Below are 16,111 nucleotides of genomic sequence, written 5' to 3'. Positions count from 1 at the left end.
TCGGGGGCGGGGCCGTGGCGGTACGTCGAGCCCGTCGCCGCTGGATCAGACATGGGCCGGGCATGCGAGCCGCTGCTCGATCCGAACGTGAGCGACGGGCTTGCGACGCACCGCCACGGCCCCCTCGCGTCGTACGGCGACTGCGGGTGAGTGGGGCGAGCGGTCTGTGGTGGCGGGTCAGGGCGCGCGCGGGGACGGGGGTGTGGGGGTCGGGGTCTCGGTCGGGGGTGCTGGTGTCTCGGGGGGTGTCGGGGTGCGAGGGGAGGCGCCCCGGGCCATGGACTGGGCGGTGTTGGAGACGGCCTTGATGCCCAGGTAGGCGGTGGTCATGCCGCTCACCGCGGTGAACGCGGCGGTGAGCACGCCGACGATCACGGCCTTGTCGCCGTCGAGCCGCCAGACGCCGAAGATCGCGACGGCCGAGATCGCGAGAATGCTGACGACCACGGCGAACAGCCCGTACCGGGCCCGGTCCTTCTCCAATTCGGTGTCCTGAATCACTCTGGCCACGTTCCGGCTCATGTCTTCCCCACCCCGAAGAAACCTGCTGGACCGGCCAGAACATAGCGGCGGTCGAGCGCCGGTGCCAAGCGAGCCGCCCATCACCGGTCGCGCCCGTCCCGGCGCGAAGAAAGGGGCGGACCCCTTAGGGCCCGCCCCTCCTCAGCTGTCCGCGCGGGTGTCATCGCACGTCGACGTAGTCCTCCGTGCCGTCGCCCACGAAGTGCTTGCTGTCGGGATACAGGAAGACGGGTACCCAGGTGCCGTCCTGCTGGGCCTTGAAGCCCTTGCTGAAGGATCCGTTCGATTTCGTGGTGACGGTGGACATCAGGTACCAGGTCTTCTTGCCCTTGGGCCGGAAGAGGATCTCCACCTTCTTGGCGCCGTACGCCTTCCAGGAGGTGGTGCCGGCCTTGCGCTCCTGGAGCACGCCCTTGACGGTGATCGTCCGGCCCTTGGAGACAGGCTCGGGGGACGCGTTGGCGTCCTTGATCCGGGTGAGGGCGCGGTTCCTGCGCAGGCTGCCGCTGACGCCGCCCTTGATGTCCTTGGCGGTGGAGCCCGCGTAGTGCAGCCGCCAGTAGCCGTCCGTGTAGCCCGGCAGCTTCTCGACGATGAACTGCGAGCCGACGGAGGTCTGCACCGTCTTCTTGGTGCTCCAGTGCGTCCTGCCGTCGGGCGAGTACTGGATGTCGACGCCGATCCGGTCGTTGCTGTCGCGTCCGACCAGGTCGACGCTGCCGGTGATGTCCAGCTGTGCGTACTCGTCCAGTTGCGCCGTGAACTCGGTGAACTTCGTCGTGGCGGTGGCCGCGACGGTGACGTCGGCCTTCGCGGTGCGCTGGACGAAGGGGGTGTACGGGTACGGCGGGAAGCCGACCTGGTAGACCACCTTGCTGCCGTACGCGTACTTCGAGAAGGAGAAGCGGCCGTTCGCGTCGGTGGTCGACTGGACGGGGTTGCAGGTGGTGCAGTCCTTGTAGTCCATCTGCAGCGCGATGCCGGACAGCGGCTTCCACTCCGTGCCGCTCTGGTACTGGAGCGTTCCGGTGACGTTGAACTTGTCGTTCGCGGTGACGTGGAGGCTGCTCTTGTCCAGGACGATCCGGGTCGGCGCGGCCTTCGGGCTGACAGTGATCCAGGAGCTGTCGGCGTAGCCCAGGTCGCTCCGGTACTCGGCGAAGGTCCAGCCGCCCGACTTCGTCTCGTGGGAGGCGGAGAAATGGCCCGCGTCGTCCGTGACGGCCGTCGTGTCGATGTTCCCGTCGAACGTGAGGTTCACGGTGGCGCCGGGCAGCGGCACCGTCTCACGGGTGCTGGGGTCGCGGACGACCATGTCGCCGTTGGCCGTGACGGTCCTGTGCTCGATGTCGGGCTGCGTCGGGGTGACGGAGTAACCGGTGAACACGGGCTGCTTCTTGTAGTGCAGCGTGCCCGCGTCCTGCCGGACGGTGGTCCCGCCCGAGGAGTCCGTGGCCTCGATGTCGACCGTGTAGTCGCCCAGGGTGTCCAGATGGATGGGCTGCGAGGCCCAGGTGCCGTCCCACGAGCTGGTGAAGTACTTGTACGTGAAGTCGGTGATCGTGGCCACGGGCGCGGCCGACGGGTCGCTTCCGGCCGGGCGGAGCCTGGCCGTGATCTTGTCGATCGAGCCGCTGTAGTTCAGGCGGACGTCGAGCACCGACCAGTCGGCCTGGTCGCTGTAGGCGTCCGTGACGTTCGGCCCTGCGGCGTGGGCCGTGCCGGGTATCGCGAAGGTGCCGACCAGGACGGCACCGGCCGTCACCAGTCCTCTGGCGATATGTCTCAAGAACCCCCCTGGGTCTTGTGAGCGACGAAAACCCCCTCCAGTCGACCCGGAGGGGGTTTTCGTTCTTGTGGCTGGGGCCGGGGTCGAACCGGCGACCTATCGCTTTTCAGGCGATCGCTCGTACCAACTGAGCTACCCAGCCACGAGGTTTCCTGGGAAACCTCAGCGGTCCTGACGGGATTTGAACCCGCGGCCTCCACCTTGACAGGGTGGCGAGCACTCCAAACTGCTCCACAGGACCAAGCTGTTGCGTGCGACGCGTAAAACAGTGTCGCACACGGTGTTGCGTGCCCCCAACGGGATTCGAACCCGTGCTACCGCCTTGAAAGGGCGGCGTCCTAGGCCGCTAGACGATGAGGGCTATCGGCCCGCCTGGGCGCTTCTCAGCGCGTCGGGGACGTCTGAAGCATATGGGATGGCGGGAGGTATCGCCAAAACGGTTTACGGGGTGCTCGTGGAGGGGGTCGGGGAGGGGGTGGACGACTGGGGCGCGCCTGGTTGGTTCTCCTTCGGGAGGTGGCGGCTGACCTCGGCCGTCGTCAGGCCCAGACCGCCCAGTTTGATCTCGTCCCAGGCCTGGAGACGGCGGGTGTCACGGTCGACGTAGAGGACCGAGGCCTCGATGGGATCGGGGTACTTGCCCTCGATCGCGCGCAGGCCGCTGCCGCCCGTCGAGCCCTCGACGCGCAGGCGGGTTCCGTACTTCATGACCTCCGTCTGTTCGTGGTGGAGGTGACCGGCCAGGACGAGGGGCACCTCGCCGTCCGTCCCGCGGGCCGCCGACGGCTCGTGGGCGACGGCGATGTCGACGGGGGTGCCTGCCGTGCGCTGGTCGCGGAGGGCGGAGGCCAGGCGGGCGCCGGCCAGATCCTCCGCCGCGTCGCCGCCCGGGACGGCCGAGCGGTCGGGGGTGAACTGGGGGTCGCCGATGCCGGCGAAGCGCAGGCCCGCGACCGTGATCGCGCGGCCGTCGTCCAGGACGTGCACGTTCTTCAGACGTTCCAGGTAGCGCTGGGTGACGAGGCTGTCGTGGTTGCCACGCACCCAGATGTAGGGCGCGCCCAGGTCGGGGACGGGGTCCAGGAAGCCGTTCTCGGCCGACGTTCCGTGGTCCATGGTGTCGCCGGAGTCGACGATCACATCGATCGCGTACTGCTTCACCAGTGACGCGATGATCTTCCAGCTCGCGGGGTTGAGGTGGATGTCGGAGACGTGCAGGACCCGGATCGTGGACGGGTCGGGCTCGTACGTCGGGAGCGTGGAGGTGACGTCGTACAGCTTCGTCACGTTCGTCACCAGACGTGCCAACTCCTTCTGGTAGACGTCGAATTCACTGACGATGTTGCGGGCGTTGCCGACGAGGGAGGGGGCGGAGGAGAGCAGTCCGGAGAACCTCGGTTCCAGCACCGAATTCGGGTTCCAGGTGGCGAAGGCCGTCGCTCCGGAGGCGGTGAGCAGGGTGAGGGCCAGGCCGCCGGCGGCCAGGGCGCGGCGCGGGCGGCGGTAGACCGCGAGGCCGAGGGCCGTGGCGCCCGACACGACCGCGACGCAGGACCGTACGGCCAGGTCGAGCGTGCCGTGCTCGACGTCCTGCGCGACCTCGTCCTGCAGGCCCGAGAGCCGCTCGGGGTGGTCGACCAGGGCCTGCGCGCGGACCGGGTCGAGCTGGTCGACGTTCACGTCGAGGCGGACCGGGGCGATGTGGCTGTTCAGCTCCAGGGCGCCGAGCGGGGAGACGTTGATCTTGGTGCCGCCGGTGACCGAGGGGCGCAGGGTCATCGTGGTGTTCATGGGACCGACCGGGACGCGCACATTGCCCACGATCAGCAGGCCCAGCCAGGCGCCGAGGAGGACGACCGCCATCAGGCCGAGCGCCCGGGCGTACGGGTTCGGCTGCTGGACGAGTTCCTCGGTGACGGGGCGGAAGCGGCGGGTGCGGCGGAAGTGGCGGGAGCGGAGGGTGTGGTGCTTGCGGGTCAGGGCGGTGGTGACGGCGGATATGGCGGTGGTGACGGCGGATGTGGCGGTGGTGACGGCAGCGGGGACGCGGGCCATTGGTCCCGTATGCCCAAGTGCGGGGGTGGGTATGCGGGGTGTTCGGGGCTGTCGTCGACTCTCCTGCGAGGCGGTCGTACCGGACAATGGCCGTGTGCTGGAGATGACGCGCGAGGAGTTCGAGGAACTGGTCGCCGAGGCGCTGGACCGGATTCCGCCGGAGCTGACGCGGTTGATGGACAACGTGGCGGTGTTCGTCGAGGACGAGCCCGACCCCGCCGATCCCGAGCTGCTCGGGCTCTACGAGGGAACTCCACTGACCGACCGCGGGGAGTGGTACGCGGGGGTGCTGCCGGATCGGATCACGATCTACCGGGGGCCGACCCTGCGGATGTGCGAGACGCGGGAGGACGTGGTGGCGGAGACCGAGGTCACCGTGGTGCACGAGATCGCGCATCACTTCGGGATCGATGACGAACGGCTGCACGCGCTCGGCTACGGGTGAGTGAGCGGAGAGTGGGTGGCGGGGGCCGGCGCCCACTCGGACTCGGGACGCGTGTCATGTTCCCGCGTGTCCTCTTGCGGGCGGCGGGAGTTGGGCAGGGGGACTCCCCGATCCATCCCCAGGCTCTCGGCTTCGCCGAGCAGGGGAGACCCCCTCCGGAGGTGGCTGCCCGTGCGCGCCTTGTACGTACCCGTCCGTCTGGCCGCCACGGTCATCGTCGTCGCGTCCGCCGCCGGCTGTATGAGCGTGGGTGACGACGCGGGCCGGCCCGGGCCCGCGCACTCGGCGGGGCGGCACGGCGGTCAGCCTCCCGGCGGGGGGTCCGCGGGGGGCGGGGGTGGTGGCGGGTTCCACGGGGGGCCGGGTGTGAAGGGCGGCGCCTCCGCCAAGCCCGGTGAGCACGCCTCCGGGTCGGCGTCCGCGTCCGCGTCGGCCTCCGGCGGTGCGAAGCCGTCCGCCAGGGCGACGGGCAAGGGGGACGGCAAGGGGCAGCCGGAGCAGCCTCCGCCGTCGAACGGGGTGCCGAGTCCCACGCATGCCACGTCCGATTCGACTCCGCCGCCCCCTCCTCCGCCACCGCCCGTGACGCCGACGCCCGATCCGACCACGGCGGAGCCCTCGTCCTCGGCGCATGAGCAGACCACGCAACTGGTGAATCGGGAGCCGGCGCCACAGGCGGGCCAACCGGCGTGAACGGGGCGGTGGACGGGCGGCGGGAAAGTCGGCGGAGGGGGCGGGAATAGGCTCGGCCACCGCTGGTGTTGGAACCCGTGCCAGCAGACGTAAGACCTGCCCTGTGTGCCTGACCTGCCCCTTTGGGGGTCAGTTTGCCTTCAGGGGTGGGGGGTGCGTATGGTGGTAGATCGTTTGATCCCATTTGCCCGGCGCCATTGCAGAGAGCGCCGCGTGTGGCGCGTACTCTCCCTTGCCGTGGCCGGACCGCATAGAGGCGGTCGATTGCGACTTCACGGAGTTTGGGCGCGTGCCGAAGAACTCCGGAAGGTTCGCATTTCGCATGTCTGTTTCCAGTACTGATCACGTCGTCGTGCCCGAGAACAACGAGAACGACAACAACGAGGGCGTCCAGGCCGCCGTCGAGACCGTGGAGACGGTCGAGACCGTCGAGGCCGTCGACGCCGCCCCCGAGATCACCTTCGGCTCCCTCGGCCTCCCCGAGGGCGTCGTCCGCAAGCTCGCCCAGAACGGTGTGACCACCCCGTTCCCGATCCAGGCCGCGACCATCCCGGACGCCCTGGCCGGCAAGGACATCCTCGGCCGTGGCCGCACCGGCTCCGGCAAGACCCTCTCCTTCGGTCTGCCGACCCTGGCGCGACTCGCCGGCGGTCACACCGAGAAGAAGAAGCCGCGCGCCGTCATCCTCACGCCGACCCGTGAGCTGGCCATGCAGGTCGCCGACGCGCTGCAGCCCTACGGCGACGTCCTCGGCCTGAAGATGAAGGTCGTCTGCGGCGGTACGTCGATGGGCAACCAGATCTACGCCCTGGAGCGCGGCGTCGACGTCCTCGTCGCCACCCCGGGCCGCCTGCGCGACATCATCAACCGTGGCGCCTGCTCGCTGGAGAACGTCCAGGTGGCCGTTCTCGACGAGGCCGACCAGATGTCCGACCTGGGCTTCCTGCCCGAGGTCACCGAGCTGTTCGACCAGATCCCGGCCGGCGGCCAGCGGATGCTGTTCTCGGCCACCATGGAGAACGAGATCTCCACGCTGGTCAAGCGCTACCTGACCAACCCGGTCACGCACGAGGTCGACAGCGCCCAGGGCAACGTCACGACGATGTCCCACCACATCCTCATCGTGAAGCCCAAGGACAAGGCGCCGGTCACCGCCGCGATCGCCTCCCGCAAGGGCCGCACGATCATCTTCGTCCGCACCCAGCTGGGCGCCGACCGTATCGCCGAGCAGCTGCGCGACGCCGGTGTGAAGGCCGACGCACTGCACGGCGGCATGACCCAGGGCGCGCGGACCCGGACGCTGGCCGACTTCAAGGACGGTTACGTCAACGCGCTCGTCGCGACCGACGTCGCCGCCCGCGGTATCCACGTCGACGGCATCGACCTGGTCCTGAACGTGGACCCGGCCGGTGACCACAAGGACTACCTGCACCGCTCCGGCCGTACGGCCCGCGCGGGCCGCAGCGGCACCGTGGTGTCCCTCTCCCTGCCTCACCAGCGCCGTCAGATCTTCCGGCTGATGGAGGACGCGGGCGTCGACGCCGCGCGTCACATCATCAACTCCGGTACGGCCTTCGAGCCCGAGGTCGCCGAGATCACCGGCGCCCGGTCGATGACCGAGGTCCAGGCCCAGTCGGCCGGCGACGCCGCGCAGCAGGCCGAGCGTGAGGTCTCGCAGCTCACCAAGGAGCTGGAGCGCGCGCAGCGTCGTGCGGTCGAGCTGCGTGGGGAGGCCGACCGTCTGGTGGCCCGTGCCGCGCGCGAGCGGGGCGAGGACCCGGAGGCGGCGGTCGTCGCGGCCGCGGAGGCCCTGGCGGAGCAGGCGGTGGCCGAGGCCCCCGCCGAGACGCCGGCCGTGTCCGAGCAGCCCGTCGCCGAGCGTTCGTCCTACGAGCCGCGTCAGCGCCGTGACGAGCGGGGCAACTACGAGCGCCGCGACAACGACCGTGGTGACCGCGGTGGCTCTGGCTTCCGTCGGGACAATGACCGTCGTGATGACCGTGGTGGTCGTTCGTTCGAGCGTCGTGACGACCGTGGCGGTTCCGGTTTCCGTCGGGACAATGACCGTCGTGATGACCGTGGTGGTCGTTCGTTCGAGCGTCGTGACGACCGCGGTGGCTCTGGCTTCCGTCGGGACAATGACCGTCGTGATGACCGTGGTGGTCGTTCGTTCGAGCGTCGTGACGACCGCGGTGGCTCTGGCTTCCGCCGGGACAACGACCGTCGTGACGACCGCGGCGGCTTCGACCGCGACCGCCGTGACAACGACCGTGGCGCTGCCGGTGGTCGTTCGTTCGAGCGTCGTGACGACCGTGGTGGTTCCGGCTTCCGCCGGGACAACGACCGTGGCGCTGCCGGTGGCCGCTCCTTCGAGCGTCGTGACGACCGTGGCGGTCACCGTGGCAGCGACCGCCCCTTCAACCGCGACCGCCAGGACAACCGTCCCTCCAGCGGTTTCCGCGCCGGCAGCCACGACCGCCCGTACGGCCGTCGCGACGACCACCGTGGCACCGGCACCGGCACGGGTACCGGCACCGGTTCCTTCGGCCGCCGCGACGAGAAGCCCCGCTGGAAGCGCAACGGCTGACGTCCGATGACATCTGCTGACGTCCGCTGACGTCCGCGAGTGCTGAACGCCGTGGCCCCCACCGATCCGGTGGGGGCCACGGCGTTTTCCGTGCCCGTGACTGTGCCCCGAGCTGTTCGAAAAGACGTTCCCGGCGGCTGTGAACTCGCTGTAAGATCAGCCGACTTCTGAGACGGACGCGACGGCCGGGGGGCCGGGGGCATCGAGAAGCGGTGCGCGTCCCGTCTCGTTCTTCGGGGAGGGTCTTCTTGACTCGTCATGCCTTCGTGCGCCTGCGTCTCGTCGCCGCCTCCGCGGTGCTGGCGGCCGGCCTGAGCCCGTTGCTGCCGTCGCCGACGGCGGTCGCGGACGTGCCGCAGGAGACGGTGGTGCCGGCGACGCTGCGCTCCACCTACCCCGCCGCCGAGCTCTACAGCGGGTCGTCGCCCAGCGGCCACGACGGCGCGGGGCAGCAGGGCGTCTTCCACACGCTGGAGGGGTCCGGGCTGGTCTGGACGCGGTACGCGGACGGGACGTCCGTGCCCGTGACGCGGCCGACGGAAAACATGGGCGTCTGGGGGACCGGCGGCGATGTCCTCGCGTACCGCTACCCGGGAGACCGGGTCGACCTGTGGAACGCGGTCGACGGGACCACCCGCACCCTCCATGTGCCCTCGGGCCTGGGGCTGCTCACCGTGTACAGCGACCTGGCGGTCGCCTACCGAGGCGTGCCGGACGAGAAGGGCACGACCTGGCGGGAGATGCACCTGCTGCTCCCGGAGGCCGACGGCACCACGCGTGACGTGCCGGTCAGCGGAGTGCCCGCGGGAGTGCACCTCGGGGCGCCCGTGGGCGGGGACGCCGACGGGCTGCTGTTCCAGGGCTCGAAGGACGGGCAGTACCTGTCGCTCATGGTCGACCGGCACACGGGGCAGGTGCGGGACTGGACTCCGCTGCGCTCCAAGGTCTACCTCAGGGCTCAGGTCACCGCCGAGCACGTGGTCCTGTTCAACACCGGCCAGACCGCCGTGCAGGTGTTCTCCCGCTCCGATCTGTCGGCGGCCCCGACCGAGGTCCCGCTGTCGGGCAGCGGCGTGAACCCGGTGCAGGACCTCGCCGTGGTCGGCGACTGGCTGGTCCGCCGCTCTGGCGGCAGTACGGTGGTGACCGCCCAACCCATAACGGGCGGACCCACGGTCACCCTGATGCCCTCGTCGGGTGCCTACTTCTCCGCCGTCTCCGACGGCACCGCCGTCCTGATGGGCCGTACCACCGCCGACGACTGGGGCGTCCAGCGCATCAAGGCGGGCCCGGACGGCAGTCCGGTCGTCACCCAGGTCAAGGCGCTGCCCAAGCCGCCGGTCAAGATCCAGGGACTGTCCCTGGAACAGGGGCGGCTGCTCGTCGCCGACACCGGCGGCCCGGGTGGATACCGCGACGACTACGTACGGAACGTCGCCGTGACCGGCACCCCCGAGTTCGGCGCACGCTCGTCGTTCGACGGCACCGCGCTGAACCTCGGCACCTGCCCGGCGACGGAGGTCGGCTGCTCCCAGCTCCACGGCACGGCCGACGGTCGCGCCGCCTGGCTGACGAAGGACACCACGACCAGCGACCGCATTCGCGTCGCCGGGCCGGCCCCGTACTCCTTCTGGGAGCGCGGGGTCCCCGCCGGCGGCCGGATCACCGACGTGTCCGGCCGGTACCTGATCCACACGACGGACACCGCGCAGACCGTCTACAAGATCGGCAATGACGGCAACCCGGCGCTCACCCGCACGCCCGGCGCTGCCGCCCTCTCCGGCGACACCCTGTGGACCCCGGGCACCACCCCCGGCACTGTCACGGCGTACAACCTCACCACGAAGAAGACCACCGAGACCCTCACCATCGACGCCGGCTGCGCACCCACCGAACTGCGGGCCAACGGCCGCTGGCTGTACTGGGGTTGCGCCGACGGCACGGCCGGCGTCTACGACCGTACGGCGAAGAGGTCCGTGCCCGTCCCGGCCGGCGAGGCGGAACTCGGCGACGGATTCGTCGTCACGCACGACAGACAGGCCGGGCAACTGGTCCTCACGACGGTCGCGGACGGCACACCCGTGAGCCGCGTGATCGGCGCACTGCCCGACACCGGAATCTCCCAGCGCGAGGTGCGCTGGACGGTCGACGAGTCGACCGGGAACGTCGCCTACGTCGACGACCAGGAGCGCGTGCACCTCGTGCCGACCGGCGTCACCCAGCAGCCGCTGCGCCTGCTGGCCCCGGTCGACTCGGCGTCCGCCCTCGCCGCACAGGAGATCGACACGACGCCGTCCACGCTGACCACCCTGCTGCTGTCGAAGCCGACCGCGGGCTGGCGGCTGACCGTGCGCAGCCGCGCCACCGGCAAGGTCGTGGACGCGCGGGACGGCGGTGCGACACGCGGCGAGGTGAAGGTCGGCTGGTTCGGGACGGATGCCAAGGGCGCGTTCCTGACGAACGGACGGTACGACTGGACGCTGTCGGTCACTCCGGCCGACGGGGTCGGCGCCCCGGTCGCCACGAGCGGCACGGTCGCCCTGTCCGGTGCCGCTCCGGCCACCCACGACTACATCGGCGGCGGCGACTCCGTCGGCGACCTGCTCACTCTCAGCTCCTCGGGCACGCTGGGCTTCCGACAGGGCTCGGGCAAGGGCACGTTCTCCGTGAACCTCGGCACCAGCAGCGGCTGGACGACGACCAACAAGGTGGTGCCGTTCGGCGACCTGAGCGGCGACCGCTGCAACGACGTCCTGGTCCGGCTGACCAGCGGGGCACTGCGCGCGTACAAGCCGGACTGCTACGGCACGCTGAAGCCGTCGACGGCGTACACCTCGCTCGGCACCAGCGGCTGGAACCAGTACGACGTCCTGACCTCGCCCGGCGACATCAGCGGCGACGGCCGCCCGGACCTGATCGCCCGCAACACGGCGACCGGCACGGTGTACCTCTACAAGGGCACGAGCACGGGCAAGCTGTCCGCGTGCGTGAAGCTGTACGCCAACTGGAAGACGTACAAGAAGGTCGTCGGCGTCGGTGACCTGAACGGCGACGGCATCGGTGACCTGCTCGCCCAGGACAAGGACAACACCCTGTACCGCTACTACGGCACCGGCAAGGGGTCGTTCGGCGCGCGGACGAAGGTGTCCGCGGGCTGGGGCGGGTCGTACAACGTCGTCGTCGGCGCCGGGGACATCACGGGTGACGGCAAGGCGGATCTGGTCGCGCGGGACACCGCGGGCAATCTGTACCGTCAGAGCGGCACCGGCAAGGGGTCGTTCGCGGCGCGGGTGAAGATCGGGAGCGGCTGGCAGGGCTACAAGGGCCTTTTCTAGCCAACCCGACGTCTTGATCGGTGCATGTCGAGCCCCCGGCGAGGGAATCGCTGGGGGCATGACAGATGACGTCAAGGCGAGTGGGCTGTCGGACGAAGAACGGCTTGCCCAGCTCGGCTATACGCAGGTTCTCGCCCGCCGCATGTCGGCGTTCTCCAACTACGCGGTCTCGTTCACGATCATCTCGGTTCTTTCGGGGTGTCTGACGCTGTATCTGTTCGGCATGAACACCGGCGGCCCCGCCGTGATCACCTGGGGGTGGGTCGCGGTCGGACTGATGACGCTGTTCGTGGGGTTGTCGATGGCCGAGATCTGTTCGGCCTATCCGACCTCGGCGGGGCTGTACTTCTGGGCCCACCGGCTGGCGCCCGCGAGATCGGCCGCCGCCTGGGCCTGGTTCACGGGGTGGTTCAACGTCCTCGGGCAGGTCGCGGTGACCGCCGGGATCGACTTCGGTGCGGCGTCCTTCCTGGGCGCGTACCTGAACCTGCAGTTCGACTTCACGATCACGCCGGGCCGCACGATCCTGCTCTTCGCCGGGATCCTCGTCCTGCACGGGCTGCTGAACACCTTCGGGGTCCGGATCGTCGCCCTCCTCAACGACATCAGCGTGTGGTGGCACGTGCTGGGCGTCGGGGTGATCGTGGGCGCGCTGGCCTTCGTGCCGGACCACCATCAGTCGGCGTCCTTCGTGTTCACGCACTTCGTGAACAACACCGGCTGGGGCAGCGGCGTGTACGTCGTCCTCGTCGGCCTGCTGATGGCGCAGTACACCTTCACCGGGTACGACGCCTCCGCCCATATGACCGAGGAGACGCACGACGCGTCGACGGCGGGCCCGAAGGGCATCGTGCAGTCGATCTGGACCTCGTGGATCGCCGGATTCGTCCTGCTGCTGGGCTTCACCTTCGCCATTCAGTCGTACGACAAGGAGCTGGGCTCGGCGACGGGCGCGCCGCCGGCGCAGATCCTGCTCGACGCGCTGGGGGCGACGGCGGGCAAGCTCCTGCTCCTGGTCGTGATCGGCGCGCAGCTCTTCTGCGGGATGGCGTCCGTCACCGCCAACAGCCGCATGATCTACGCGTTTTCGCGCGACGGGGCGCTGCCGTTCTCGCGGGTCTGGCACACCGTGAGCCCGCGCACACGCACGCCGGTCGCGGCGGTGTGGCTGGCGGCACTGGGCGCGCTCGTGCTGGGGCTGCCGTACCTGATCAATGTGACGGCGTACGCGGCCGTGACGTCGATCGCCGTGATCGGGCTCTACATCGCGTACGTCATCCCGACGCTGCTGCGGCTGCGCAAGGGGGAGGCGTTCGAGCGGGGGCCGTGGCACCTGGGCCGCTGGTCGCGCGCGATCGGCGTCGTCTCGGTCGCCTGGGTCGTCGTGATCACGGTGCTGTTCATGCTGCCGCAGGTCTCGCCGGTCACCTGGGAGACCTTCAACTACGCCCCGGTCGCGGTCCTCGTCGTCCTCGGCTTCGCCGCGACCTGGTGGCTGGTGTCGGCCCGCCACTGGTTCCTCAACCCCGACCACGCCCGCTCGGTCGCCCGCGTGGCGGCGCGCGAGGACGCGCCCGAACCGGTTGATCCGTAGGGCTGTTCGCTGTTGGCGTGGCCGGGACGCGGATACCCGATCGGAGTCCCGGCCACGTCCGGCTATGCTCGGGGATGCAACGGCACGGGATCGATACGGGCCGGCGTGTGGACCCTTAGCTCAATTGGCAGAGCAGTGGACTTTTAATCCATTGGTTGTGGGTTCGAGTCCCACAGGGTCTACCGAAAAGCCCCAGGTCAGAGGGAATCTGACCTGGGGCTTCGGTGTGCTTGGGGAGCGTGGGGCCCGAGGGCTCAACCCGCCGTGAGTTCCGGCAGGGGGAGCGTGTGCTGGGTCTGCAGGACCTTGGCGCGCAGGTAGCGCACGTTGTGGGCGGTGGTGAAGACGCCCGTCGGGACGCGGTGGGAGACCGTGACGCCGAGGTCGCGCAGCTGCTCGGCCTTGTCCGGGTTGTTGGAGAGCAGGTCCAGGTCGTCGATGCCGAGGGCCTGGAGCATCTGGGCCGCCGCGGTGTAGTCGCGGCCGTCCTCGGGCAGGCCGAGGGCGGCGTTGGCGGCGTACGTGTCGAGGCCCTGGTCCTGGAGGGCGTACGCGTCGAGCTTGTTGTAGAGGCCGATGCCGCGGCCCTCCTGACGGAGGTACAGGAGCACTCCGCCGCGCTCCGCGATCTGCTCCACCGCCTCGCGCAGCTGCGGGCCGCAGTCGCAGCGGGCCGAGCCGAAGACGTCACCGGTCAGGCATTCGGAGTGGAGCCGCACCAGCGGGGTCGCGCCGGGCTTGCCGAGCACGACGGCGAGGTGCTCCTTGTCGTCGACGAGGCCGTGGAAGGTGACCAACTGCGCGTCGACCGAGTAGCCGTCGCCGAAGCGCAGGGGCACAGTGACGCGGGTGCGCACCGTGGCGGTGGGGAATTCGCGCATGTTGTCTCTCCGGTCCAGCGGGTGTGGTGCGAGTTGTGCCGGTGGTGCTTCAGTTTTGAAGCACTGCCTCGGAGACAGACAGTACACGGTGCTTTAAAGTTCAAGCAACGGCTTTGCTCGATTCTGTGTCGTACGGCTCACGAAGAGTGCTGTCGCACGGCTCACGAGGAGCGCCGTCGCCGACTACGAGGAACGCCGTCGCCGACTCACGAAGAACGCCGCCGCCACGGCAGATCTTCCCCGCAGGCCCCGGGATTCTCCCCCTGGATGCCGCGGGTGATGGCCCCGCAGATCTCCTCCAGTTGCCCCACCTGCTCCGGGGTCAGTCGGTCGAAGACCGCCGTCATGACCTGCTCCGCGTGACCCGGTGCCGCCCGCTCCAGAACGGCCATCCCCTCGTCCGTGAGGACCGCGACCTGGGTGCGCTTGTCGCTGTGGCAGCCTTCTCGGCGCACCAGACCGTCGTTCGCCAGCCGGGTCACGCCGTACGTCAGCCGACTGCGGGTGATCTTCAGGATCTCGGCGAGGTCGGTCATCCGCAGCCGCCGGTCCGGTGCCTCGGACAGCATGGCCAGGATGGAGTAGTAAAGGTGGGGCATGCCGGTCTCGGCCTGGAGCTGCCGGTCGATCGTGTCCTCCAGGAGCGAGCTGGCGGCGGTGTACGCGCGCCAGGCGCGCTGCTCGGCGGGGGAGAGCCAGCGGGTCGTCATGTCGCCAGTCTAGGTATTGTTTAAAACTTGAACCACTAGGAGCCCTGCGCTCGGAGCTGGAGAGTGCGCCCCATGCCCCACCCCTATGTCCTGTTGTCCGCCGCCGTCTCCCTCGACGGCTTCCTGGACGACACCGGCCCCGAACGCCTGCTGCTCTCGGGCCCGGCCGACTTCGACCGGGTCGACGAGGTACGGGCGTCCAGCGACGCGATCCTGATCGGCGCCGGCACCATCCGCGCGGACAACCCTCGGCTGCTGGTCAACTCCGCCGAGCGGCGGGCGGCGCGGGTCGCCGCCGGGCGCCCGGAGTACCCGCTGAAGGTCACCGTCAGCGGCTCCGGCGACCTCGACCCGGACGCCCAGTTCTGGCACACGGGCGGCGAGAAGGTCGTCTATACGACGGACAAGGGCGCCGAACGCGCCACCGACACCCTGCGCGGACTGGACGTCGACGTGGTCCCGACCGGCGCCGAACTGGACTGGCGCGTCCTGCTCGAACACCTCCACGACGTCCGCGGGGTGCGGCGGCTCATGGTCGAGGGCGGGGGGCGCGTGCACACCCAGCTGATGACACAGGGGCTGGCGGACGAGCTGCAGCTCGCCGTCGCGCCGCTCTTCGTGGGGGAGCCGGACGCGCCACGGCTGTTCGGACCCGGGGGATATCCGCCGGGCCGGATGCGGCTGGTGGAGACGCGACCGGTCGGGGACGTGGTCCTCGTCCGCTACGTCCCCACCGCACCCGGGGAAGGCGCCCTCGCCTCCGCCGCGGACCGGCACTGGCTGGGCGTCGCCTGCGAGCTGGCGGCGCTGTGCCCGCCCTCGGAGACGGCGTTCAGCGTGGGGGCGGTGGTGGTGGCGGCCGACGGCACCGAGCTGGCGCGCGGGCACTCGCGGGAGGGCGACGACCCCGTCGTGCACGCCGAGGAGGCGGCGCTCGCGAAGATCGATCCCGCGGATCCGCGGCTGCGCTCCGCCACCGTGTACAGCAGCCTGGAGCCGTGCGCGCGGCGGGCGTCCCGGCCCGCGCCCTGTGCGCGGCTGATCCTCGACGCGGGGGTACGGCGGGTGGTCACCGCGTGGCGCGAGCCCGACACGTTCGTGACGGAGGCCGACGGGAACGGTCTGCTCGTGGCCGCGGGGGCGGACGTCGTCGTACTGCCGGAGTTCGAGGAGCGGGCCGTGGCGCCCAATCGTCACCTTCTCGCGGCCGGCTAGGGGCGGCCCCGCGGCCGTCCGTGAAAAGCCTGGTGAATCGGGCCCCGCGGATGGCGTACACTAATTTCAACGACGCGGGGTGGAGCAGCTCGGTAGCTCGCTGGGCTCATAACCCAGAGGTCGCAGGTTCAAATCCTGTCCCCGCTACTGAAGGCCAAGGGCCGGAACTCGGAAACGAGTTCCGGCCCTTGGTTTTTCCCGTTCACCGTCTCGGTTTTCTTGCCGCCGGATTTCCCGATTGCCGTCCCGCCCCGATTTTCCCCGCCGCCCCGACTTTCTGTAGTC

At 70.0% G+C, this 16,111-nt stretch carries 10 protein-coding genes and 5 tRNA genes; 7 read left to right on the top strand and 8 right to left on the bottom strand.

Annotation, left to right across the window (positions count from 1 at the left end; all coding sequences use genetic code 11):
* Nucleotides 1-177 precede the first annotated feature (177 nt).
* The 6 genes from ACZ7M3_RS46855 to ACZ7M3_RS46830 form a co-directional block, all read right to left on the bottom strand.
* The gene (locus ACZ7M3_RS46855) at nt 178-522 is read right to left on the bottom strand and encodes a hypothetical protein (protein WP_472072098.1); all 345 of its coding nucleotides are present in this window, start codon (nt 520-522) and stop codon (nt 178-180) included.
* Between the two features lie 160 nt (nt 523-682).
* Nucleotides 683-2,311 (bottom strand): hypothetical protein, encoded by a 1,629-nt coding sequence (locus ACZ7M3_RS46850; protein ID WP_472072096.1) that lies wholly within the window; start codon nt 2,309-2,311, stop codon nt 683-685.
* Nucleotides 2,312-2,379: 68 nt separating this feature from the next.
* Nucleotides 2,380-2,453: transfer RNA gene (locus tag ACZ7M3_RS46845), tRNA-Phe, on the bottom strand.
* A gap of 24 nt (nt 2,454-2,477) precedes the next feature.
* Nucleotides 2,478-2,552: transfer RNA gene (locus ACZ7M3_RS46840), tRNA-Asp, on the bottom strand.
* A 47-nt stretch (nt 2,553-2,599) separates the two neighbouring features.
* Nucleotides 2,600-2,672, bottom strand: a tRNA-Glu gene (locus tag ACZ7M3_RS46835).
* 80 nt (nt 2,673-2,752) lie between these two features.
* Complete coding sequence (locus ACZ7M3_RS46830; protein ID WP_472072094.1) at nt 2,753-4,366, bottom strand: metallophosphoesterase family protein; 1,614 nt, start codon at nt 4,364-4,366, stop codon at nt 2,753-2,755.
* A 94-nt stretch (nt 4,367-4,460) separates the two neighbouring features.
* Between ACZ7M3_RS46830 and ACZ7M3_RS46825 the strand changes: the two genes are divergently transcribed.
* The 5 genes from ACZ7M3_RS46825 (at nt 4,461) to ACZ7M3_RS46805 (ending at nt 13,202) form a co-directional block, all read left to right on the top strand.
* Nucleotides 4,461-4,811, top strand: a complete 351-nt coding sequence (locus tag ACZ7M3_RS46825; protein WP_067377126.1) for a metallopeptidase family protein — start codon at nt 4,461-4,463, stop codon at nt 4,809-4,811.
* A gap of 1,015 nt (nt 4,812-5,826) precedes the next feature.
* Nucleotides 5,827-8,091, top strand: coding sequence for a DEAD/DEAH box helicase (locus ACZ7M3_RS46820; RefSeq protein ID WP_472072092.1), 2,265 nt, complete (start codon nt 5,827-5,829; stop codon nt 8,089-8,091).
* 248 nt (nt 8,092-8,339) lie between these two features.
* Complete coding sequence (locus ACZ7M3_RS46815; RefSeq protein ID WP_472072090.1) at nt 8,340-11,426, top strand: FG-GAP repeat domain-containing protein; 3,087 nt, start codon at nt 8,340-8,342, stop codon at nt 11,424-11,426.
* A 58-nt stretch (nt 11,427-11,484) separates the two neighbouring features.
* Nucleotides 11,485-13,020 (top strand): amino acid permease, encoded by a 1,536-nt coding sequence (locus ACZ7M3_RS46810; protein ID WP_472072088.1) that lies wholly within the window; start codon nt 11,485-11,487, stop codon nt 13,018-13,020.
* 109 nt (nt 13,021-13,129) lie between these two features.
* Nucleotides 13,130-13,202 (top strand) — tRNA-Lys (locus ACZ7M3_RS46805).
* Nucleotides 13,203-13,274: 72 nt separating this feature from the next.
* Here the strand turns inward: ACZ7M3_RS46805 and ACZ7M3_RS46800 are convergent.
* The gene (locus ACZ7M3_RS46800) at nt 13,275-13,901 is read right to left on the bottom strand and encodes a GTP cyclohydrolase II (protein WP_351708955.1); all 627 of its coding nucleotides are present in this window, start codon (nt 13,899-13,901) and stop codon (nt 13,275-13,277) included.
* 206 nt (nt 13,902-14,107) lie between these two features.
* Nucleotides 14,108-14,611 carry a MarR family winged helix-turn-helix transcriptional regulator gene (locus ACZ7M3_RS46795; protein ID WP_351312095.1) on the bottom strand — a complete coding sequence of 168 codons (504 nt, stop codon included), beginning with the start codon at nt 14,609-14,611 and terminating at the stop codon, nt 14,108-14,110.
* Nucleotides 14,612-14,683: 72 nt separating this feature from the next.
* On the opposite strand from ACZ7M3_RS46795, the gene ACZ7M3_RS46790 reads away from it, so the two are divergent.
* A complete protein-coding gene (locus ACZ7M3_RS46790) occupies nt 14,684-15,826 on the top strand; it encodes a dihydrofolate reductase family protein (RefSeq protein WP_351708961.1) in 1,143 nt (380 codons plus the stop codon).
* Between the two features lie 73 nt (nt 15,827-15,899).
* Nucleotides 15,900-15,973: transfer RNA gene (locus ACZ7M3_RS46785), tRNA-Met, on the top strand.
* The last annotated feature ends 138 nt before the right edge of the window (nt 15,974-16,111 follow it).

The sequence above is a fragment of the Streptomyces sp. NPDC111656 genome (assembly GCF_055656965.1).
This window is presented reverse-complemented; position numbering and strand designations above follow the sequence as displayed.